The organism is Ruegeria sp. BHSA123 (assembly GCF_059613425.1).
Genome location: NZ_JBXWSL010000042.1, coordinates 1 through 22,482 on the forward strand (window position 1 = coordinate 1; position 22,482 = coordinate 22,482).

The window sequence follows — 22,482 nt, forward strand, 5'->3', positions numbered from 1 at the left end:
GTTCACAAAGGATGGCCGCCACGCGCTTGTGTCGATCTGGGAAGATGACGGCGCGGTGATCGTTTATGACGCGCAGACGCTGGAAGAAGTGCGCCGCCTGCCGATGCGTAAACCATCTGGGAAGTACAATGTCTGGAACAAAATCACCTTCTCGGAAGGCACCAGCCACTGAGGGCAAATGGCCGGTCTGGAAACTGGCCATTCTGCTTTATCCGGCCACCATGTTGACCGTGGCTATCAACCTGTTTCTGGCCGGGCTGATCCTGCACAGTGCCGGATTCTCAGCGATAAAACCGGTTCCGGCGATCCTGTGGTCAATCCCGTTGGGCATTCCGGCGACATGGTTGGCCGGGCGCTGGGTTCGAGGGTTGATGGATGAAGCTGACGGGTAGCTGCAAATTCGCGAGCACCTGATCTAAGTCAAGTCTCCGCCTAACAGAATCCCATAGGGTTCGGGAAAGAACGCCGAGTTGGATTCTCAATGCCCACCTTCCACCCCTCGCATAGCTTGTTTGATCGCGTGTCCCGTGCGGTGTGTGGTTTGGTGGGCATTTTCCTGTTGCTTTTGCAAATGCTTGGTCCGGTGCTGGCGAGTCCCGGTGAGAGCATGTGGGTGGAGATCTGCTCGGAGGCGGGCGCGGTCTGGGTCCAAGTTGACCTTGAAGAAGGGCACGACGATCCAACCGCGCCCTGCCCGAAATGCGCGGACTGTGCGCTTTGTGCGGTGAAGGCGTCAGCACCGATGCCGGGCGCTTTGCTGTCCGCAAGCGTCGGAAATGTTCAAAGTGTACGCATTGAACATGGGGAGCAGTGCATTTTGTACAGCCCCAAACACCTGTGGCCCGAAACCCGAGGGCCCCCGTTTGCGACCCGAGAAGAATCTGAACGCGCCCCGCGCGCGTCCATGGCGTCTACCCAATTGATCGGAGGTGCGCCGTGGTCGTAAGTCGCGCAATCCATTTCCTTCTGGCCCTCGTTCTGTCCTGCAGTGTTGCAATCAGTGCACGCGCCGACAGTCTTGCCAGCTTTCTTCCCGACATTGATCCGGCTGACCTGGCCCCGGGTGCCGACGCGTTTGGCCCGGCACGTAGCGACGTGAAGGTTGCCCCGGTCCTTCGGGGTGGCGAGACGATCGCATGGGCTTTTCTGACTTCGGACTTTGTCGGCACGACCGGCTATTCCGGCAAACCCATTCACGTGGTTGCCGCCATTGATGCGGACGCTGTTCTGACCGGCGTTCAGCTGGTCAAGCATTCCGAACCCATCGTGCTGATCGGCATTCCCAATTCGCGCATGGTCGAACTGACCGAAGGCTATGCGGGCCTTGACCTGAAACGAGAGGCCGAGACCGGGGGTGAGGGGCATGACCTCGACATTATCTCGGGCGCGACCGTGACGATCATGGTGATCGATGACAGCCTTGTGCGCGGCGGGATCAAAGTGGCCCGCGCGCTGGGGCTGGGTGGATTGTCTCCGGTACAAGCTGGAGGTCCGCAACGCGAAGTCGATATGGCGCAGGATGCCATTTACGACTGGACCACATTGTCGGGAGACGGCTCGGTCCGGCGGATGACGCTGGATGTCGGGCAGGTCAATGCCGCCTTTGAAGCCACAGGGGATCAGCGCGCGATCAAGCGACCCGAACCGGGCGAGCCGGATGACACCTTCATCGACATGCATATGGCGCTTGTTTCGGTCCCGTCGATCGGCAAGTCGCTGCTGGGTGAGGCTGAATACCAGAACCTGACCAACTGGCTGGATGAGGGCGAACAGGCCATTCTGGTTCTGGGCCGCGGGGCCTATAGCTTCAAGGGATCGGGCTATGTCCGGGGTGGAATCTTTGACCGGATTCAGCTGATCCAGGGCGACAGCTCGGTGCGGTTCTTTGACAAGCAGCAGCGCCGTCTGGGTGAGGTTGCAGCGCCAGATGCCCCCAGCTTTACCGAACTGGATATCTTCAAGATCCCCGCTGATGCCGAGTTTGACCCGGCCGAGCCGTTCCGCCTGCAATTGCTGGTGCAGCGTGCCGTCGGGGCGGTTGAAAAGACCTTTCTGACCTTCGATCTGGGATACAAGCTGCCGGAACAGTACCTGTTGCCCGTCACCACCCCATCGGTTGTGGATGATGCAACCGGCGAAGCGGCCGCCAAGGCCGCCCTGTGGCAGCGCATCTGGAAGGATCGCACTGTAGAGATCGCCGGGCTTGGTGTCATGCTGCTGGTGCTGACGGCCACGTTCTTCTTCCAGTTCCACGCCACGATGAATGCGCGCGTCTTTTACTGGTTCCGCATCGGGTACCTGACGATGACCCTGTTCTTCATCGGCTGGTATGCCAATGCACAGCTGAGCGTGGTGAACCTGATGGCGCTGGCGGGCAGTTTGCGCACCGGGTTCTCGTGGGACGCGTTCCTGCTGGATCCGCTGGTCTTTATCCAGTGGTTTGCCGTGGCCGCCGCCCTGTTGTTCTGGGGTCGCGGAGCCTATTGCGGCTGGCTGTGCCCGTTTGGCGCGCTTCAGGAGCTGACCAATAAGATCGCACGGGCGTTTAAAGTGCCGCAATGGACTTTGCCCTGGGGTCTGAACGAGCGGCTCTGGCCTGCGAAATACATGATCTTTTTGGGTCTTTTTGGTCTGAGTTTCGTGTCGATCCCGCTGGCCGAGCAATATGCCGAGATCGAGCCGTTCAAGACCGCGATCATTCTGAAATTCATGCGCGACTGGCCGTTTGTGGTCTTTGCGCTGGTCCTGCTGGGGATCGGGCTGTTCATCGAACGGTTCTATTGCCGCTATCTTTGCCCGCTGGGCGGAGCGCTGGCGATCCCTGCCCGTATCCGCATGTTCGACTGGCTGCGCCGCTACAACGATTGTGGCACGCCCTGTCAGACCTGCGCCAATGAATGCCCCGTTCAGGCGATCCACCCCACCGGTGAGATCAATCCGAACGAGTGCGTCACCTGCCTGCATTGTCAGGTGCTCTATCAGTCCGAGGACAAATGTCCCGTCGTTATCCGCCAACTGAAACGGCGGGCCAAGACCGGGTCGGTCACACCTAAGACCCCCCTCGGGCAACCACCGGCGAACCATCCAAACGCCAAACCGAAAACCGTTTCCTAAAAGGAGGAACGACCATGTCGGACCAAGAAAACAAACTGAACATCACGCGCCGCGGTATGCTGGGGGCCACTGCCACCGGTGCCGTCATCGCCGGGACCGGTCTGGGATCGACCCTGATGACCGCGAAAGAGGCCAGCGCTGCCGCCAAGCAGCATCTGGAGCCGGGCGAGCTGGACGAATATTACGGCTTCTGGTCGTCGGGCCAGACCGGCGAACTGCGCATTCTAGGCGTGCCGTCCATGCGCGAGCTGATGCGGGTGCCGGTGTTCAACCGCTGCTCGGCCACGGGCTGGGGCCAGACCAACGAGTCGCTGAAGGTTCTGACCGAGGGCCTGCTGCCTGAAACCAAGGAGTTCCTGGCTGCAAACGGCAAGGTCACCTATGACAACGGCGACCTGCACCACCCGCATATGTCGTTCACCGACGGCACCTATGATGGCCGTTATCTGTTCATGAACGACAAGGCCAACACCCGCGTGGCCCGTGTGCGCTGTGACGTGATGAAATGCGACAAGATCATCGAGATCCCGAACGCGCATGACATCCACGGCCTGCGTCCGCAGAAATTCCCGCGCACCGGCTATGTCTTTGCCAACGGTGAGCACGAGGCCCCGCTGGTCAATGACGGCCAGATCCTTGATGATCCGTCACAATATGTGAACATCTTTACTGCCATCGACGGCGACACCATGGAAGTTGCATGGCAGGTGATGGTGTCGGGTAACCTCGATAACACCGACTGCGACTATCAGGGCAAATACGCCTTCTCGACCTCGTATAACTCGGAAATGGGTATGAACCTGGCCGAGATGACCGAGAACGAGCTGGACCATGTGGTCGTGTTCAACCTCAAAGGTATCGAAGAGGCCGTAGCGGCCGGGAACTATCAGGAACTGAACGGCGTCAAGGTCGTGGACGGGCGTAAAGAGGCGGGTGGAAACCTGACCCGGTACATCCCGATCCCGAACTCGCCACACGGTGTGAACGCAGCGCCTGACAAGAAACACATCATGATCAACGGCAAGCTGTCGCCGACCGTGTCCGTGATCGATGTGGAAAAGGTCGATGCGCTGTTCAGCGAAAACGCCGATCCGCGTTCCGCTGTTGTCGCCGAGCCGCAGCTGGGTCTTGGCCCGCTTCACACGGCGTTCGACGGCAAGGGCAACGCTTATACCACCCTGTTCCTGGACAGCCAGGTGGTGAAGTGGGACATCGCCAAGGCGATCGAGGCCTATGCGGGTGCTGATGTTGACCCGATCGTCGACAAGGTCGACGTGCATTACCAGCCGGGCCACAACTCGACCTCGATGGGTGAAACTGCCGAAGCCGATGGCAAGTGGCTGATTTCGATGAACAAGTTTTCGAAAGACCGCTTCCTGAACGTAGGCCCGCTGAAGCCCGAAAATGAGCAGCTGATCGATATTTCCGGCGACAAGATGAAGGTGGTCCATGACGGCCCGACCTTTGCCGAGCCGCATGACTCGATCATTGTTCACCGGTCCAAGGTGAACCCGGTGAATGTCTGGGACCGCAACGACCCAATGTGGGAAGAGGCGCGCGCGCAGGCTGCCGCTGACGGCGTCGATCTGGACGAAGGTGCAGAGGAACCGATCCGGGACGGCAACAAGGTGCGGGTCTACATGACCTCGACCGCGCCCGTGTTCAGCATGGAGAAGTTCACCGTCAAACAGGGTGACGAAGTGACCGTTTATGTCACCAACCTGGATGACGTGGACGATGTGACCCACGGCTTCTGCCTGTCGAACTTCGGTATCGCGATGGAAGTTGCACCGCAGGCCACGGCCTCGGTCACGTTCATTGCCGACCGTCCGGGCGTGCACTGGTTCTATTGCCAGTGGTTCTGCCACGCGCTGCACATGGAGATGCGCGGCCGGATGTTTGTTGAGCCGCGGAGCGCATAAACATGCGTTGGCCCCTGCTCATACCGCTCCTGCTCGGCTCGCCCCTTTGGGCGGCGGACTGGGATGTGCCCAACCGGGCGGGGGCCATCAACGAGATACTGGCGCAGGCGGCGGATGGGGACACCCTTCGCCTGAGCCCCGGCGATTACGTCGAGCAGTTGGTTCTGGACCGGCCCGTGACCCTCGACGGGCTGGGACAGGCCACCATCGACGGACAAGGCCAAGGCAGCGTGATCACAGTGACCGGGCCGGGCGTGACCCTGCGCGGGCTTACGGTGATCGGATCAGGCTCGGATCATGACGGGATCGACAGCGGCATCCAGCTGACCAAGACGGCGCGCGCGCCGGTGGTCGAGGATAACGTGCTGCTGGGCAATCTTTACGGCATCGACATACACGGTGCGAAGGACAGCATCGTACGACGCAACCGGATTGAAGGGCGGCAGGATCGCCACATGAACGCGCGTGGCAATGGTGTCTATGTCTGGAACGCGCCGGGTGCGGTGGTTGAAGGCAATGACATCCGCTATGGCCGCGACGGGATCTTTGTGAACTCGTCCAAGAAGAATACCTTTACCGGCAACCTGTTCCGCGATCTGCGGTTTGCCGTTCACTACATGTATGCCGACGACTCGGTCGTCAGCGACAATGTCTCGATCGGCAACGATCTGGGCTATGCGGTGATGTTCACGACCAATGTGCGGGTCGCCAACAATGTCTCGATCGGGGACCGCGAACATGGCGTGATGCTGAATTACGCCAACAAGAGCGTCATCACCGGCAATGTGGTGAAAGGTGCCAAGGAAAAATGCACCTTCCTCTATAACTCGAACAAGAACGAATTCACCGACAACTGGTTTGAGGGATGCGGCATCGGCATCCATTTTACCGCTGGCAGTGAACGCAACCGCATCGTTGGCAATTCATTCATCGGCAACCGGACGCAGGTGAAATATGTCTCGACCAAGTGGGTCGAGTGGTCCGAAGACGGGCGCGGCAACTACTGGTCCGATTTTGCCGCCTATGATGTGGATGGCAATGGCATCGCCGATGTCCCCTATCGACCCAATGACAGTATGGACCATGTGCTGTGGACCCAACCCGCAGCCAAATTGCTGCTCGGCTCGCCTGCCGTGCAGCTGGTGCGCTGGTCGCAATCAGCCTTCCCGGCTTTGTTGCCGGGGGGTGTGATGGACAGCAACCCATTGATGCAAGCCCCTGAACCCCCAGCTATGAAAAAGGTGCCTCATGACGGATAAGGCCCTGTCAATTGACCATGTCAGCAAGAACCGGGGGAAAACCTGCGTTCTTGACGATATCACCCTATCCCTTGCCCCCGGTCAGCGCGTGGCGCTGCTGGGCCATAACGGCGCGGGAAAGTCGACCCTGATCAAGTCCATCCTTGGCCTGACGCCCATTCGGGACGGGGCCATTCGGATCGGGGACGCCACCCCTGGCAGCGCGCAGGCGCGACAGGATACGGCGTATCTGCCCGAGGCGGTCTCGTTTCACCCGGCGTTGACCGGGCGCGAGCAGCTGACACTGTTTGCGAAACTGTCCGGGTCAAAAGCCGATGTGCCCGGCCTGTTGGAGCGCGTTGGTCTGAGCGATGCATTGGATCGCAGGATCGGGGCTTATTCCAAGGGGATGCGGCAACGTCTGGGGCTGGCGCAGGTGCTGCTGGGACAGCCGAAAGTGGCGCTGCTAGACGAGCCGACATCCGGCCTGGACCCGATCTCGCGGCAGGACCTTTATGCCATCATTGATGAATTGGCCGCGCAGGGTACCGCCGTGCTGATTGCCAGCCATGCTTTGACCGAGGTTGAGGCGCGCACCGACCGGATCGCCATCATGCGCAAGGGTCGGATGGTCGCCGATGACACGCTGAACAACCTCTCGGCGCTGGCCGGGCTGCCGATCCGCCTGAAGGTGCGTGCCAGCGCCAATGCGGATGCCTTGGCCGCCGAACTGGGCGGCAACCGGATCAACGGCGCGTCCGTTGAGCTGCTCTGCACACCCGAAGACAAGATGGAGGCCCTGCGCCGGATCGCCGGGTTGGGCGATGCGGTGGCGGATGTGGAAATGACACCGCCCAAGCTGGAGGACCTTTATCGCCACTATGCACAGGAGGAGAGGACATGACCCGCTTCCTTGCCATCACCCGAACTGAAATGCTGATCCTGCGTCGCAACCGCTGGCTGTTGGTTGCCACGCTGATCATGGTGCTGTTCGCCTTGGCGCTGACCTTTGCGGGCAGTGCGCCCACCGGCACATTGGGTGTCGATATGCTGACCGTATCTGTCGCGTCGATGACCACGTTGTCGGTCTATCTTGCGCCTTTGCTGGCGCTGATGATTTCCTTCGATGCCATCGCGGGCGATGTGGACCGGGGCAGCCTGTCGCTGCTGCTGTCCTATCCGGCCGGGCGCGGGGAAATCCTGTTGGGCAAGTTCTGCGCCCATCTGGCCGCGCTGGCCTTTGCCATGACCGTCGGTTTTGGCACCGCAGGTGCGGTAGCCGCGTACTTTGGTGGTGCGGGGCCGGAAAGCCTGATGGCGCTGGTGCGACTTGTCCTGACCTCGATCCTGCTGGGCGCCGTGTTTCTGGCGCTTGGATACCTGCTGTCCGCTTTGGCGAGGGGCGCCACGGCGGCGGCGGGTCTGTCGGCCGGGCTTTGGCTGGTTTTTGTCGTCCTTTATGATCTGGGCCTGTTGGGGGCCGTCGTCATGGACAAGGGCGGCGCCTTCACCCAATCCGTCTTTCCATGGGTGATGGTGGCCAACCCGGCCGACGCTTTCCGTTTGTGGAACATCGCCGCGACGGAAGGCGTGGCCATGGCTTCGGGCATGACCGGGGCCGCACAGGCCCTGCCGGTCTGGGCCGCGCCCGCGTCGCTGATGATCTGGCCGGTGCTGGGCTTTGCCCTCGCCCGGCTGGCTTTCCGGAGGGTTGAGCCATGAGACGTCTTGCCCTGATCGCATTGCTCGCACTGGCGGCCTGCAAGGAAGAGCTGGCCGAGGCCCCCGACCCGGTCGATCTGACACCCGATGCGCTGAGCTATTTCTGCCAGATGAATGTCGCCGAACATGGCGGCCCCAAGGGGCAGGTTCATCTGGAAGGCTATCCGGCCCCGCTTTTCTTTGCACAGGTGCGGGACATGGTGGCCTATCTGAAAAGCCCCGAGCGCGATGCGGATATCACGGCCATCTATGTCAGCGATATGGGCGTTGCGCCAAGCTGGCGGCAGCCGGGGATTTCGAACTGGATCGCTGCGGATGGTGCGACTTTTGTGGTTGGTGCCGATGTGGCCGGCGGCATGGGCGCGCGCGAAGTGGTGCCTTTTGCCGATCCTGCCGATGCCCAGGTTTTCGCGGATACCTATGGCGGGACCGCGATGCGCCTGCCCGACATTCCTGATGCCGAAGTGCTTGGCCCGGTCGATCTTGATCTGAAGTTGGAGACCCCCGTATGACCGCCCTGTCCCGTCGCCGATTTCTAATCATTTCGGCCGCCTGTGCGGCCTCCCCGGCCATGGCCTTTGACACGCACTGGCGCGGCACCGCCCTTGGGGCTGCCGCCAGCCTGCGGCTGGTCGGGCTGACAGATGCCGAGGCCGTACCAATCATTGCCGCCGTCGAGGGTGAGGTGACCCGGCTGGAGGATATCTTCAGCCTGTACCGTCCGCAGTCACAGCTGAGCCGCCTGAACCGCGACGGTGTTTTGACCGAACCCGCGCCTGAGCTGTTGAATGTGCTGAGCCTGAGCAGTGCGCTGCATCAGGCATCCGGCGGCGCATTCGACCCCAGCATTCAGCCCCTGTGGTATGCCTTGGCAACAGGCGCTGGCCCCGAAGATCTGGCTGCCGCCCGCGCTGCTGTGGGCTGGGAACGGGTGTCTTTCGATGCCGCGTCGGTGCGACTGCCGGTGCCGGGTCAGTCGGCCCTGACGCTGAACGGTATCGCCCAGGGAGCGATCACGGATCGGATCGCTGCGCTGCTGCGTGGCTTTGGCCTGCGTGATGTTCTGGTCGACATGGGAGAGGTTGCCGCCTTGGGTGTGCGTGGCGACGGCACGCCCTGGAAAGCCGGGTTGGCCGCGCCGGACCAGCGGGTTCTGAAACGGGTCGCGCTGCGTGACCGCGCGGTCGCGACATCATCGTCGCTGGGGACGCAGCTGGGACAGGGTTTGGGCCACATCATCACCCCGGACGGGCCTGCAAACCGGGACAGAACGGTTTCGGTTTCTGCCCCTGACGCGGTGATCGCAGATGGGCTGTCTACTGCGATATGCGCGGCGCCCGAAAGCCAAGTAGCTGAAATCTTGAGATATTTTATCGGAGCCCGTGTCGAGCTGAATGTATGACGCATGGTCGCAAATCTCAGGTGGGTCAGGAAAATTCACCAAGAACATGGTATTCGCGAAAAACATGATATAGGTCAATTCGTGCGCTGCTTCGCGCAGTTAGGAAGTAAGGACGCGAACCAATCTATCCACACTCGAGTCGCCAGCCATGAGCCAGTTGACCAGCAGACGCGCTTTTCTGAGCGCACGTATCCTACGGGAGGATCCTGATGCGATTCGACCGCCGGGCGCGGGCGTGACAGGCTTTGCCGATCTGTGCACAGGCTGTGAAGACTGCGCCGGGGCCTGCCCGGAAGACATCATCACATTCGACGACAGCGGCTTTCCGGTTCTGGATCTTTCCGCAGGCGGCTGCACCTTATGCGGTGCATGTGCCGAAATCTGCCCGACCCCGGCGCTGTTGCCCGAGCGTGTGGCCGAGTGGCCGTGGCGCGCACGGATCGAGGCCGCAAGCTGCCTGTCGATGAACGGGGTGAGCTGCCGCCTGTGCCAGGACACTTGCGAACAGGAAGCCATCCGCTTTCGCCTGCAACTGGGCGGGCGGGCTGAACCGGCGCTTGAAACCGAAACCTGTATCGGATGCGGCACATGTTCTGCCGCCTGCCCTGCCGGGGCCATCACGATGCACCGCCCCGCCCCTTTGCACCCGGAGGTGACCCAATGAATATCTGTGGCTGTCTTGTCCACATCGCCCCCGATCACACCGACGCCGCGCGCGCGGCGATAACCGGCACCGATGGCGTCGAGCTTCATGCGGAGGCCGAGGATGGCCGGTTCGTCGTGGTTGTCGAGGATACAGCCGACCGGCTGGCCTCGGAAACCATCATGGATCTGCACCAGATCCCCGGCGTGATCTCATTGTCGCTGACCTATCACCATTTCGAAGATCCCGCGGAGGCTGCTCCGCGTCCTGATGCTCCAAGCCAACCGTCCAGCAGGAGGCCCATGCAATGACCATCTCTGAATCCCGTCGTACATTCCTGAAAGCGTCCGCAGCGGCTGCCACGGCCTCGGCTGCCGGCATCCCACTGGCCGCTGGTTCGGCCAGCGCTCAGGCCGCCGCGCCTGATATCCGCTGGGACAAGGCCGCCTGCCGGTTCTGCGGTACGGGCTGTTCGGTTCTGGTGGGCACCAAGGATGGCCGCGTAGTCGCAACGCAGGGCGACCCGGATGCGCCGGTCAACCGGGGTCTGAACTGTATCAAGGGCTATTTCCTGTCCAAGATTATGTATGGCAAGGACCGCCTGACCACGCCGCTTTTGCGCAAAACCAACGGCGAATATGACAAGAATGGCGAGTTTGAACCGGTCAGCTGGGACGAAGCCTTTGACGTCATGGCTGCCAAGTGGAAAGAGGCGCTGGCCAAAAAAGGCCCGACCAGCGTGGGCATGTTCGGTTCCGGTCAGTGGACCGTCTGGGAAGGTTATGCGGCGGCCAAGATGATGAAGGCCGGGTTCCGGTCGAACAACATCGACCCCAACGCGCGTCACTGCATGGCGTCGGCCGTGGTCGGCTTTATCCGCACCTTCGGCATCGACGAGCCTATGGGCTGCTATGACGACCTTGAGCACGCGGATACGTTTGTTCTGTGGGGGTCGAACATGGCCGAGATGCACCCGATCCTGTGGTCGCGTCTGACCGATACGCGCCTGACCAAGCCGGGATGCGAAGTGCATGTTCTTTCGACCTTCGAGCACCGCTCGTTCGAGCTGGCCGACAATGGCATGGTGTTCAACCCGCAGACCGATCTGGCGATCCTGAACTATATCGCCAATTACATCATCCAGAATGGCGCGGTGAACGAGGAGTTCGTCAAGAACCACGTCAATATCACCAAAACAGCCACCGATATCGGTTATGGCCTGCGCGACAATCATCCGCTGCAACAAGAGGCCGCGAACCCCAATGTCGGCAAGATGGAACCGATCAGCTTTGAGGAATATGCCGAGGCGGTATCGGAATACACGCTGGAATACACTTCGGAACTGTCCGGTGTTCCGGCGGACAAGCTGGAGCGTCTGGCCCAGCAATATGCCGACCCGAACCGCAAGGTCATGAGCCTGTGGACCATGGGGTTCAACCAGCATACCCGCGGGTCGTGGGTGAACTCGTTGATGTACAACGTGCACCTGCTGGTGGGCAAGATTTCCGAGCCCGGAAACTCGCCCTTCTCGCTGACCGGTCAGCCGTCGGCCTGCGGGACCGCGCGTGAGGTTGGCACCTTTGCCCACCGTCTGCCTGCCGACATGGTTGTCATGAATGACGAGCACCGCAAGATTTGTGAAACCGCCTGGAACGTGCCTGCGGGTACCATTCCGGCCAAGCCCGGCTTTCACGCCGTGCAGCAGCACCGCAAGCTGAAGGATGGCGATCTGAACGCCTATTGGGTGCAGTGCAACAACAACATGCAGGCCGCACCGAACATCAACGAAGAAGGCTATCCCGGGTATCGCAACCCCGAAAACTTCATCACTGTATCAGACCCCTACCCGACCGTCACGGCCGTGTCCGCCGACCTGATCCTGCCTACCGCCATGTGGGTCGAGAAGGAAGGTGCCTATGGCAACGCGGAACGCCGTACCCAGTTCTGGCGGCAGCAGGTCAAGGCACCCGGCGAGGCCAAGTCGGACATGTGGCAGGTGATGGAATTCTCGAAACGCTTTACAGTCGAAGAGGTTTGGGGCGAAGAGTTGCTGGCCACCATGCCAGAGCATCGCGGCAAGACCATGTACGAGGTTCTGTTCGCCAATGGCAGCGTCGACAAGTTCCCGCTGTCGGAAACGGCCGAGGGCTTTGACAACGACGAATCCGAGCATTTCGGGTTCTACGTTCAGAAGGGTCTGTTCGAGGAATATGCCAACTTCGGGCGCGGCCACGCGCACGATCTGGCGCCTTTCGAAATGTACCACCAGGCGCGCGGTATGCGCTGGCCGGTCGTGGATGGCAAGGAAACGCTGTATCGTTTCCGCGAAGGCTATGACCCTTATGTGCCCGAAGGTGCGGGCGTGAAGTTCTATGGCAAGAAGGATGGCAAGGCGAGCATCATCTTTGCGCCTTACGAACCTGCGGCCGAGGAACCGGATGCCGAATATGATCTGTGGCTGTGCACCGGTCGTGTGCTGGAACACTGGCATTCGGGGTCGATGACACGCCGTGTGCCAGAACTGCACCGCGCCTATCCCGCTGCTGTGGTTTACATGCATCCGCAGGACGCCAAGGATCGGGATCTGCGCCGGGGTCAGGAGATTGTTCTGTCCACCCGTCGAGGCGAGGTCACCAGCCGGGTCGAGACCCGTGGGCGCAACAAGGTGCCGCGCGGTCTGGTGTTCATGCCGTGGTTTGATGAAGGCCAGCTGACCAACAAGCTGACGCTGGACGCGACCTGCCCGCTGTCGAAAGAGACCGACTTCAAGAAATGCGCCTGCAAGGTCGAGCGCGCATAGGCAACAAGGATCGTACGGGTAAATCCTCATGTCTTTTGCCGACAAACCCCTTTCGCCGCAGCGGCGCCGGTTCCTGCAGGATTCGGCGCGGGCGGCGGGCGGCTGCGTGGTCGCCGGGACGGTGCTGGCCTATCTGGCCCGCGACGCCCGCGCCCTGCCAGCCGAGGCTTTGCGCCCGCCCGGCGCGCTGCCGGAAAAGGAGTTCCTGTCGGCCTGCATCCGCTGCGGATTGTGCGTGCGGGATTGCCCATACGATACGCTGAAACTGGCCGAGTTGGGCTCGGACGCGGTGGCGACGGGAACACCCTTTTTCACCGCTCGGGATATTCCCTGCGAGATGTGCGACGACATCCCATGTGTCGCCGCATGTCCGACCGGGGCACTGGACCCCGCTTTGGACAATATCGACGATGCGAAGATGGGGGTCGCGGTTCTGGTCGATCAGGAGAACTGCCTGAACTTCCTCGGGTTGCGCTGCGATGTCTGTTACCGCGTCTGCCCCGTCATCGACGAGGCGATCACGCTGGATACCACGCACAACACGCGGTCGGGCCATCACGCGATGTTCATCCCGACCGTCCACGCCGACCGCTGCACCGGCTGCGGCATGTGCGAGAAAAGCTGTGTTCTGCCCGAGGCCGCCATCAAGGTGCTGCCTGCCCGGCTGGCGCGGGGCAGTTCGGCAGAGCATTACCGCAAGGGTTGGGAAGAAAAGGCCGCGAAAGGCGCGCCGGTGGTCGAGGGGATCATCGATCTGCCGGACCGTTTGCCCGGACCGGGCACGGACAATCTGGTCACGCCCGGCGGCTTTGCGCCGAGATATGATCTGCCGGGGGTGGGACAATGAGCGCCCGTACAGATATGCCCACAGGTCACGAGGCCATCGCCAGCAAGGGCTGGATCGGCGCGCATCGCTATCTGCTGCTGCGCCGTGCAAGCCAGCTGTTCTTTCTGGTTCTGTTTCTGCTGGGCCCATGGTTCGGCATCTGGATCGTTCAGGGCACGCTGGCCGGGTCGCTGACGCTGGGCGTGCTGCCTTTGACCGATCCGTTCATCCTGTTGCAGAGCATGGTTGCAGGCCACTGGCCCGAGGTGACGGCACTGATCGGCGGGGCGATCGTTCTGGTGATCTACGCGCTGATCGGCGGGCGGGTCTATTGTTCCTGGGTCTGCCCGATCAATCCGGTGACGGATGCGGCCAACTGGCTGCATCGCAAGCTGGACCTGCCGAAGGGCTGGCAACCCAAGCGCGGCACGCGCCTGTGGATTCTGGCAACCGTCCTGCTTGTTTCGGGTCTGAGCGGCATGATCGCGTGGGAACTGATCAACCCGATCACCATGCTGCATCGCGGGCTGGTCTTTGGAATGGGCTTTGTCTGGGCCCTGATCGCCGCCATCTTTGTCTTTGACGTCTTCGTCTCGCGCCACGGATGGTGCGGGCACCTGTGCCCGGTGGGCGCGTTCTATGGCCTGATCGGAGCAAAAAGCCTGCTGCGGATCAGCGCCACAAACCGCGCCGCCTGCGATGACTGCATGGATTGTTACGCGATCTGCCCGGAAAATCAGGTGATCTCGCCAGCGCTGAAGGGCAAACCGGGAAGTACCCCGCTGATCCTGTCACCCGACTGCACGAATTGTGGCCGCTGCATCGATGTCTGCGCGGTCGACGTCTTTACCTTTACTCACCGGTTCGACGACCACGTCGTCCAACCTTTCGATCCAGTTGCCGCGCCCGAGCCGCGCGCCGCCAGACCTATCTAGGGGAGTGCCAAGATGAAAAAATCGATCGTTACAGGCGGAATTGCCCTTCTACCCGTATTATTGCTGAGCGGTTGGGCCGTCGCGCAATCTGCTCAGGTTGAATCCCTGCGTGGTGCGGACGTGGATGAGCCGGTGCCGCTGGACCAGATCCACCGCAATGTCGAAGGGCGGCAGCAGCGCAATTACCGACAGCAGCCGCCATTGATCCCGCATTCGGTCGAACAGTACCAGATCGACATCCGTACCAACCAGTGCCTGTCCTGCCATGACTGGACCAAAGCCGGTGACCGCAACGCACCAACGCTGTCGATGACCCATTATCTGGACCGCGAAGGCCGCGAACTGGATCGGATCGCCGGAACCCGGTATTTCTGCAACCAGTGCCACGTACCGCAGGCCGACGCCCCGCCGCTGGTCGACAACGTGTTCCAGCCCTCCGCCGGCAATTGATCCAACGCAAGACTGAAAGGAGCACCGACATGGCCGACTCCCCTGAAAACCGCGGCTTGCTTGGTCGCCTCTGGAACGCGATCTGGACGCCGACGGTGCTGTTCAGTTCAGGCTTTCTGGTCCTGGCCGGATTTCTGGCCGGTATCCTGTTCTGGGGTGGATTTCACTGGACCCTTGAGCTGACGAATACCGAAGAATTCTGTACTTCGTGCCACACGATGGAAACGAACCTGGGCGAATATCGCGAAACGGTCCATTACAACAACCATTCCGGCGTTCGTGCGATCTGTTCCGACTGCCACGTGCCGGATGAATGGAGCCACAAGATCAAAGCCAAGATCATGGCCGTCAAAGACGTCTATCATGAGCTGGCCGGAACCATCAGCACACCCGAGCAATACGAGGCGCATCGCCTGAGCATGGCTTCGGCCGTGTGGAAGAAGATGAAGGAATCGGACAGCCGTGAATGCCGCAACTGTCATAACTTCGACTACATGGACTTTACCATTCAGGAAACACGGGCCGCGTCGGAACACCAGCGCGCCATTGACACCGGCATGACATGTATCGACTGCCATCAGGGCATCGCGCATAATCTGCCCGCAAACTATCTGGAACAGTACCAGAAAATAAGCGAGGCCGTGGAGGGCGAGGTTCTGCAGGAACATGCATCCGCCTCTGGCGACGACATTCGCGCGTTTCTGAACAACAGCTCGAATTGATGTGGGGACGGACATGCTAGACTTACTTGGAACAATCGGCGCCAATGTCCTGGGCCTGCCCGGCATACTAGGGCTGGCGCTTGGAATGATGACCCGCAAGCTGTGGTTGGGCGCGGCACTGGGGGCCGTTGTCGGCATGCTGGAAACGCTGGTTTTTGCGGGCTTTCAGTTTGCTCATGTGGAAGCGGTGGAACTGGGCATCTCGATTCTGGTCGGGCTTTGCGCGGGCAGCCTTGGCACTGCCATCCGCCTGAAAGGCGCAACCGTCTGAAGAAGACACCGGTTCTGCCCATTTGGTGGAACCGGTATCCTGCCGGGTCACGTTTCCAGCGCCAAAGCGGGTGCTTGTGTCGCACGCGACGCGACTATTGACGTAGGGGAAGCGGTTAAGGCGCGCGGCAGTGTCGAAAATCGGCAGGGTCTGATTTTCGCATTTCCACAACTTCGATAAAAGCGCACGAGGCCCTAGCGCCTATGGGAAAACACCCTTCCCCATTACGCGCGGCAAGGCAGCATGCCGGGCCCAGTTTTGCGCGTGAAAAATCAATATGAAACTGAAAGCCAATGATTTGACACGAAAAACTCAAAGTGGAGTGGAATTTCAACTCTACATCTGTCACAGCAGATAACAAGTTAACAATGGTGTCCCTGCGTCATGTGGATTGAACGTAAATTCCTCTCTATTTTTGCTTATACAAATACAATATGTTTTGAGGGGAGTAAGGGGAGAAGGAAAATGGGCGGGGGCGCAGAACGATGACGGGGGTCCTTGAGGCATCGCCGCGTATCTCAAAAGTTCTTCGACTGGCTGATCTGGAAAACCATGCCACCCTGTTTCGGCAGGAAGGCGTGGATGATGATATTCTGGACGAGTTGACAGATCCCGAACTGCGCGATCTGGGGCTAACGGTTGGCGAAAGAAAGCGGTTTCGCAAGGCGCAGGCCCGTCTGAAATCTGAGGAGGCATCGACCCGGCAGGAGCTTAGGTCCGAAGCCGAGCGGCGACAGCTTACGCTGGTTTTCTGCGATCTAGTGGGGTCCACGCAGCTGGCCCAGCGGTATGACCCGGAAGACCTGATGCAGATCATGAACCTGTATCTGGATACGGCGATCGGCACCCTGAAACAGCATGGCTGTCACCTGGCCTACAGGCAGGGTGACGGGATCATGGTCTATTTCGGATATCCCAAAGCCATGGAGGACGATGCCGAACGCGCCGTTCGCGCCGTGCTGGAGACCATTGAAGCCGTACAAAACCTTGAAAACAGGTTTGGCGAAAAACTGGATCTGCGGGCGGGAATTGCCACCGGTATGGTCGTTGTGGGGGTGGTCTCGTCAACAAGTCTTGGGTCGCAGGACTTTCTGGTCGGTGAAACCGCGAACCTCGCATCCCGCCTGCAAGGTCTGGCCGAGCCGGGCGAGGTGGTCGTTTCCGCAGAGACGTGGCGGTTGACACAAGGCGCATTCGAATTCGAGCCCCGTGGCAGCCACAACCTGAAAGGATTTGACAATCAGCGCACTGTCTATCGCGCCATTTCCGAAAGCGTCGCGACCAGCCGGTTCGATGCGCGTGTCGGACAGTCAGCTGTTGATCTTGTCGCCCGGGGCGACGATCTTTCAGTCCTAACGCAGCTTTGGAAAGATGCACAGGCGGGGTCCGGCAGGTTCGCGTTTGTCGGCGGCGCCGCAGGCATTGGCAAGTCGCGGCTGATCAAGTCCCTGTCTGAAACAATTGGCGTCAAACCCTTTACGTTGCAGTGTATTCCGCATCTGGCCAGCCTTCCGCTTCATCCGATCGTGGGAGAGTTGAGGCGGGTTTCAGGAGACAAGTCCGATGATAGCATCCGAGGCGCGATTTCCGACTTTGTTCAGGCCGCCTCTCGTCTGAGCGACGCGGATTTGCCTGTTCTTCTGGATATGGCCGGGGTCGAAACGGGCGCAGCGCCGGATCCGGACCCCCTGAAGAAGGCCCGCAAGTCGCTGGACGTGTTGTTGCGCAGCATTGGCAGCCTGTGCGACAGGCGCGGCACCTTGCTGCTGGTGGTGGAAGATGTTCACTGGGCTGACGCAACCACGCTGGACGTGCTGGAGGCGCTGGCATCAGGACTGGACGGGTTCCCGATACTGGTGGTCCTGTCGCATCGCCCTGAATATGAGCCGCCAGAGCATTACGAAGGCCGCGCGGCGCGCATCGATCTGACGCCTTTGGCCAGCAGTGAAGCCTCGGAACTGGTCCGGCGCGTGGCTGAGCCGTACAGTTTGCCGGTCATCCTGATCAGGCAGATTGTCGAGAAAGCCGATGGCGTGCCGCTTTACATCGAAGAGATGACAAAGGCGGTTCTGGACCAGCTGCCGCAAGATGCGCCGATCAACGCCGAGGTTCTGGATGCCCTGAGTATCCCCGCAACCCTTCAGGATTCGTTGATGTCGCGTCTTGACCGGATGGAAAACGCAAAGCCCATTGCGCAGCTTGGGTCTGTTATCGGGCGCAGTTTCACCTCGGCGATGATCCAGGCGGTGGCGCAGGAAGACATGGATGTGGAAAGCGCGCTGATGCAGCTGATGGCGGCTGGCGTTGTGCTGATCACGGGCGAAGCCGGAACGGCCACCTATACGTTCAACCACGCGCTGGTTCAGGATACGGCCTATAACTCGCTGCTGCGCGAAGACCGGCAGAAGGTTCACCTGAAAATCGCACGGGCCTTGCTGGCCGGACATAACGCATTCGGAAGCCCCGCCCCCGATACCGTGGCGCATCACTGCGACCATGGCGGGTTGAAGGATGAGGCGGTGTCCAACTGGTTTACGGCAGGCGAACAAGCCCTGTCGCGGTTGGCGAACCTGCCTGCGATCTCGGCCTTTCGCGCGGCCCTGCGCAATATCGGAACGATGCCCGCCAATGCCGAGCGTGATGGGTTCGAGCTTCGGGTGCAGATGAATATCCTGCCGGCTTACATGGCGATTTATGGATGGTCCTCCGATCAGGTCGGAGAGACAGCCGCCCGCGCGATGGAGCTTGCCCATGCTTTGGGCGATGGCGAAACCCTTTTTGCGGCCACCTTCTGCCGCTGGACCAATTTCTTTGTCGCGGGCCAGATGAACCGCGCAATGGAGATGGGACAAGCCCTGGACGCGATGGCCGGTATGAGCGGCGACACTGTTCCCAACGTGCTGGCAGCCCGCGCGCTGAGCTTTACGCATTACTTCCGTGGGGAATTTGCGGATTGCGAGCAGCAGCTTGACCGTGCCTTTGCCCTGATCACGCCCGAGCTGGACATGGCAATGATGCCAATGACCCAGTCCTCGACCACGGCGTCATTGCTGGCCATTCAGGGGTGCCTGCTGTGGCAGCAGGGCAAGTTCGATGAGGCGGAGGCCGCGCGCTTGAAAGCCATCGACGTCAGCCGGGCACTGAACCACGCGCCCAACCTTGTCTACATCATGGGCGCGTGCAGCATGTTCCTGCCCTACGCAGGCGAATGGGACCGGCTGGACGTCACTATGAAGGAAGCCCGCAAGATCGCCGACGAGGAAGGGTTCCTGTATCTTCACGCCATGCAGGATATCTACATGGGTCTTGCGCAGGCGGGAAAAGGCGACATCGAGGGCGTTCCGGCCCATATCGAAGCGTGCATGAACCTGATCTCAAAGTCTGGTGGAAACTTTACTTTTCCACAGAATCAGATTGTTCTGTCTGAGTTGATGATCGATCACGGAGATATTGATCAGGCCCTGGACCGGCTTGAAACCGTGTGTACCCCCGGTTGGGAACGAGGAGAAACGCTGAACAAACCGGAATATCACCGCGTGCGGGCCAAGGCCTTTGCTGCCAAGGGTGATCGGGACAGCGCGATTGCCGAGGTTGAACTGGCATTGGCGCTTGCCCGCGAATGTGGTGCCGTTGTTCAGGAACAACGCGCCGGGGCACTACTGGACAGTTTGACGAAAGCCGAATGAACGAGACGGACTGCCCGGCCAAACAGGGCAGTATCACCAAGAGGGATTTACAATGACCGATGCATTGGATTGGAACACCGAACAGTGGAATGCCGTTAACAAGGCCGTCCATGATGAGGCGCTGCGCGCGCGGGTGGCTGCGAGTTTTCTGCCGCTTTATGGGCCGCTGCCAGCGGACACGCAATCTGTTCCCCTGAACAAGCTGGATCTGATTGACAACGCGTCAGGCGCGGCCAAACGTCTGGAAGTAAATGATTATGACACCCTGCGGCTGACGACGGTTTCCGTCAACGTCTACCTGAAAGGCGCGCAGGTGGCTGATCCGGAACTGGCCGCGGCCATGATCATGTTCCGCCGGGCCGCCGCCGTCGTGGCCAAGGTTGAGGATGACATCATTTTCAACGGCCAGCCGGGCACCGGCGAAGCGCCCAGACATGCCGGTGGCGCACCTGCCGATCTGCCGCCGATCTACACCGTCAGCGGGGGCGGTAAATATCCGGGGCTGTTGGAGGCTGGCGAAGGTCAGTCCATATCGATCAACGGGAAGAAAAAGCCCTGTTCCGGCCCCGAGGTTTTCGAGGCCGTGGTCGCGGGCATCAATAAACTGGAAGCTCACGGATACCTTGGGCCTTTTGCCTGCGTGATGGGCAATGGGCTGTTTCAGGCCGTGACCACGCCGATTGAGAACTCGATGGTGCTGCCGCGTGACAGTATTCTTCCGTTCCTTGACGGCCCGCTGCTGCGATCGGGCACCCTGCCCGCAAACAAGGCTGCACTTGTATCACTGCAAGGTGCGCCGGTCGAGATTGTCGTGCCTTCGGATATCGCGGTGAAATATCTGCAAACCTCGTCTGACGGCGAACATATCTTCCGCGTTCAGCAGAAATTCCATCTGAGGATCAAGGAAGCACAGGCGATCTGCACCATCACGTGTTGACCGGAGATCTGGTCATGGGGGAGTTTACAGACCGGGGCGTGACATTGCGTTGGTCCGAGCTGATTAACGAAAATGGGCTTAATCGGGTGCTGATCGAAGCCGGACCCGCCGTGTCTTCGCATGACGTGGTGCGCGTGATCTGTTCCGAAGATGGCGGCCCCGAGCGCGCCATTCGCGGCTGGCCCTTGCAATGCGACCCCAAGACCGGGTTTCAGCAGTTTGCAGCCATGCTGCCATCTGTGACCCAGGAAAAGACATTGACCTGGCGACCGGTGCTGACGACCGGTGGTCGCGAATATGATCCCGGCCGCGGAAAGGCCCCCGAACCTGCGCCGCCACGCCCGGCAAAGCCAATCACGCAAGTGCCCGCGCTGGAACATGTGGGCAGGTTTGTGGTGCCGTTCAACGACGAGTTCTATCCTTCGGGTGAAACGCCCGACGGTATCTGGCTGCATTTCGGGATCAAAAACGGCGGAACAGTTGACGGGCCTCATCTGAAGGGGACGATCGATCCGCTGGGGGGCGACTGGATGCGCGTGCGGTCCGACGGTGTGGGGCTTTTGCACGCCCGAGCGCTTATTCAACCGGTTGAAGGAGGCGCGCCGATCCTGTTTGAAGATACCGGCGTGTGTGACTTTGGGCCGGATGGGTATGCCGGGCTGGCGAAGGGCAATCTGCCCGCCTCGGCCCCGGTCCGGCTGGCACCGCGATACCTGACATCAAACCCGAATTATGCCTGGATGAACAGGTTGCAGGGGTTCGGCGTCGGGGAAGCAAGCCTGTCCGATATCACCCTGCGCTTTGACGTCTATTCCGCGAAAGGAACATCTGATGGCTGAAAAGGTTGTCATACTGGGCGGTGGCGTGGCCGGAATGAGCGCGGCGCATGAGCTGATCGAGCGTGGATACGAGGTCGAGATTCACGAGCGCCAGCTGATCCCCGGCGGCAAGGCACGCAGCATCCCCGTGATGAAGGGCGAAGGCGATCACGGGTCCAAGGCGAAACACATCAAGGCGCTTGAACAATGGGCCGAGATGGACGGCGCCAGTTATCCCCCCGGTGTGAAACGCCCCTGGCTGCCCGGCGAGCACGGGTTCCGGTTCTTTCCGAATTTCTACCGCCATATCACCGATACGATGGCGCGCACGCCCTATTATGGCAAAGGCACCTGTTACGATAATCTGGTGTCCACCACTCAGGTTCTGGTCAGCCAGTTCGATGACCCAGGCATCATCGTTCCCGAACGGTTTCCCCGCACGCTGAAAGACGTGGCCGACGTGCTCAAGACGGTTGCATTCACGCTCTCGCCACGGGACCAGATCGCCTATGAGGATGTCGAACATTTCATCGCCTGCATGTGGCGCATCGCGACATCCTGCAAGGAGCGCCGGTTCGATGAATATGAACGCATCGGGTGGTGGGATTTCATCGGTGCCGAGCAGCGCTCGGAAGCGTATCAGAAGTTTCTGGCCATTGGCCTGACCCGTTCGCTGGTGGCCGCGAAGGCGACAACTGCCAGTACAAAGACCGTGGGCGACATTGCGGTTCAACTTCAGCTTGGTATCGCGACGCCCGAGCCGCATGGCAACCGGTTGTTGAACGGCCCAACAAACCTTGTGTGGATACAGCCGTGGCTGGATTACCTCAAAAGCAAGGGGGTCGTGTACAAGTTCAACTCAAAGGTCACGGGCATCGACTGCCAGGATGGCCGCATCGTCAGCGCGACGGTTGAACAGGATGGCGAAGAAAAGCAGGTCACCGGGGATTGGTTCATCAGTGCGATGCCGATCGAACGGATCGCGCCCCTCATCAC

Annotated in this window: 22 protein-coding genes; all 22 read left to right on the forward strand. The window is 60.5% G+C overall.

The window, feature by feature from the left end:
• A partial coding sequence (locus AC2FNC_RS15815; protein WP_496715867.1) for a cytochrome D1 domain-containing protein occupies nt 1-172 on the forward strand: 172 nt, incomplete at its 5' end.
• Nucleotides 129-392 carry a hypothetical protein gene (locus AC2FNC_RS15820; protein ID WP_480494072.1) on the forward strand — a complete coding sequence of 88 codons (264 nt, stop codon included), beginning with the start codon at nt 129-131 and terminating at the stop codon, nt 390-392. The genes AC2FNC_RS15815 and AC2FNC_RS15820, both read left to right, overlap by 44 nt.
• Nucleotides 393-481: 89 nt before the next feature.
• Nucleotides 482-946: a DUF2946 family protein gene (locus AC2FNC_RS15825; protein ID WP_480555374.1), complete on the forward strand. Its 465-nt coding sequence runs from the start codon at nt 482-484 to the stop codon at nt 944-946.
• Nucleotides 937-3,114, forward strand: a complete 2,178-nt coding sequence (locus AC2FNC_RS15830) for a 4Fe-4S binding protein (RefSeq protein ID WP_496715860.1) — start codon at nt 937-939, stop codon at nt 3,112-3,114. Before AC2FNC_RS15825 ends, AC2FNC_RS15830 begins: the two co-directional genes overlap by 10 nt.
• Nucleotides 3,115-3,128: 14 nt before the next feature.
• On the forward strand, nt 3,129-5,036 hold the full coding sequence (nosZ, locus tag AC2FNC_RS15835; RefSeq protein WP_480484303.1) for a TAT-dependent nitrous-oxide reductase: 1,908 nt from the start codon (nt 3,129-3,131) through the stop codon (nt 5,034-5,036).
• A 2-nt stretch (nt 5,037-5,038) separates the two neighbouring features.
• Nucleotides 5,039-6,295, forward strand: a complete 1,257-nt coding sequence (locus AC2FNC_RS15840) for a nitrous oxide reductase family maturation protein NosD (RefSeq protein WP_480477393.1) — start codon at nt 5,039-5,041, stop codon at nt 6,293-6,295.
• On the forward strand, nt 6,285-7,178 hold the full coding sequence (locus tag AC2FNC_RS15845) for an ABC transporter ATP-binding protein (RefSeq protein ID WP_480559916.1): 894 nt from the start codon (nt 6,285-6,287) through the stop codon (nt 7,176-7,178). Before AC2FNC_RS15840 ends, AC2FNC_RS15845 begins: the two co-directional genes overlap by 11 nt.
• Nucleotides 7,175-7,996, forward strand: coding sequence for an ABC transporter permease (locus tag AC2FNC_RS15850; protein ID WP_480625442.1), 822 nt, complete (start codon nt 7,175-7,177; stop codon nt 7,994-7,996). Before AC2FNC_RS15845 ends, AC2FNC_RS15850 begins: the two co-directional genes overlap by 4 nt.
• Nucleotides 7,993-8,508: a nitrous oxide reductase accessory protein NosL gene (locus AC2FNC_RS15855; RefSeq protein WP_480625443.1), complete on the forward strand. Its 516-nt coding sequence runs from the start codon at nt 7,993-7,995 to the stop codon at nt 8,506-8,508. The genes AC2FNC_RS15850 and AC2FNC_RS15855 overlap by 4 nt, the downstream gene beginning before the upstream one ends.
• On the forward strand, nt 8,505-9,398 hold the full coding sequence (locus AC2FNC_RS15860; protein ID WP_496715861.1) for an FAD:protein FMN transferase: 894 nt from the start codon (nt 8,505-8,507) through the stop codon (nt 9,396-9,398). Before AC2FNC_RS15855 ends, AC2FNC_RS15860 begins: the two co-directional genes overlap by 4 nt.
• 148 nt (nt 9,399-9,546) lie before the next feature.
• Nucleotides 9,547-10,062 carry a ferredoxin-type protein NapF gene (gene napF / locus AC2FNC_RS15865; RefSeq protein WP_480900532.1) on the forward strand — a complete coding sequence of 172 codons (516 nt, stop codon included), beginning with the start codon at nt 9,547-9,549 and terminating at the stop codon, nt 10,060-10,062.
• Nucleotides 10,059-10,352, forward strand: a complete 294-nt coding sequence (locus tag AC2FNC_RS15870) for a chaperone NapD (protein WP_480477405.1) — start codon at nt 10,059-10,061, stop codon at nt 10,350-10,352. Before napF ends, AC2FNC_RS15870 begins: the two co-directional genes overlap by 4 nt.
• Entirely contained in the window at nt 10,349-12,841 is a 2,493-nt protein-coding gene (napA, locus tag AC2FNC_RS15875; RefSeq protein ID WP_496715862.1) for a nitrate reductase catalytic subunit NapA, read from the forward strand. Before AC2FNC_RS15870 ends, napA begins: the two co-directional genes overlap by 4 nt.
• A gap of 28 nt (nt 12,842-12,869) precedes the next feature.
• A complete protein-coding gene (gene napG, locus AC2FNC_RS15880) occupies nt 12,870-13,688 on the forward strand; it encodes a ferredoxin-type protein NapG (RefSeq protein WP_496715863.1) in 819 nt (272 codons plus the stop codon).
• Nucleotides 13,685-14,602, forward strand: coding sequence for a quinol dehydrogenase ferredoxin subunit NapH (napH, locus tag AC2FNC_RS15885; protein ID WP_480914703.1), 918 nt, complete (start codon nt 13,685-13,687; stop codon nt 14,600-14,602). The genes napG and napH overlap by 4 nt, the downstream gene beginning before the upstream one ends.
• Before the next feature lie 12 nt (nt 14,603-14,614).
• The gene (locus AC2FNC_RS15890) at nt 14,615-15,052 is read left to right on the forward strand and encodes a nitrate reductase cytochrome c-type subunit (RefSeq protein WP_480477413.1); all 438 of its coding nucleotides are present in this window, start codon (nt 14,615-14,617) and stop codon (nt 15,050-15,052) included.
• Between the two features lie 29 nt (nt 15,053-15,081).
• Complete coding sequence (locus tag AC2FNC_RS15895) at nt 15,082-15,774, forward strand: NapC/NirT family cytochrome c (RefSeq protein ID WP_480477415.1); 693 nt, start codon at nt 15,082-15,084, stop codon at nt 15,772-15,774.
• A gap of 13 nt (nt 15,775-15,787) precedes the next feature.
• Entirely contained in the window at nt 15,788-16,045 is a 258-nt protein-coding gene (locus AC2FNC_RS15900) for a hypothetical protein (protein WP_480477417.1), read from the forward strand.
• Between the two features lie 485 nt (nt 16,046-16,530).
• Nucleotides 16,531-19,731: an adenylate/guanylate cyclase domain-containing protein gene (locus AC2FNC_RS15905; protein WP_496715864.1), complete on the forward strand. Its 3,201-nt coding sequence runs from the start codon at nt 16,531-16,533 to the stop codon at nt 19,729-19,731.
• Between the two features lie 52 nt (nt 19,732-19,783).
• Nucleotides 19,784-20,668: an encapsulin gene (locus AC2FNC_RS15910; RefSeq protein ID WP_496715865.1), complete on the forward strand. Its 885-nt coding sequence runs from the start codon at nt 19,784-19,786 to the stop codon at nt 20,666-20,668.
• Between the two features lie 14 nt (nt 20,669-20,682).
• Complete coding sequence (locus AC2FNC_RS15915; RefSeq protein WP_480494059.1) at nt 20,683-21,507, forward strand: DUF3237 domain-containing protein; 825 nt, start codon at nt 20,683-20,685, stop codon at nt 21,505-21,507.
• Nucleotides 21,500-22,482: FAD-dependent oxidoreductase (locus AC2FNC_RS15920; protein ID WP_496715866.1), on the forward strand; the 983-nt coding region annotated here is incomplete at its 3' end. The genes AC2FNC_RS15915 and AC2FNC_RS15920, both read left to right, overlap by 8 nt.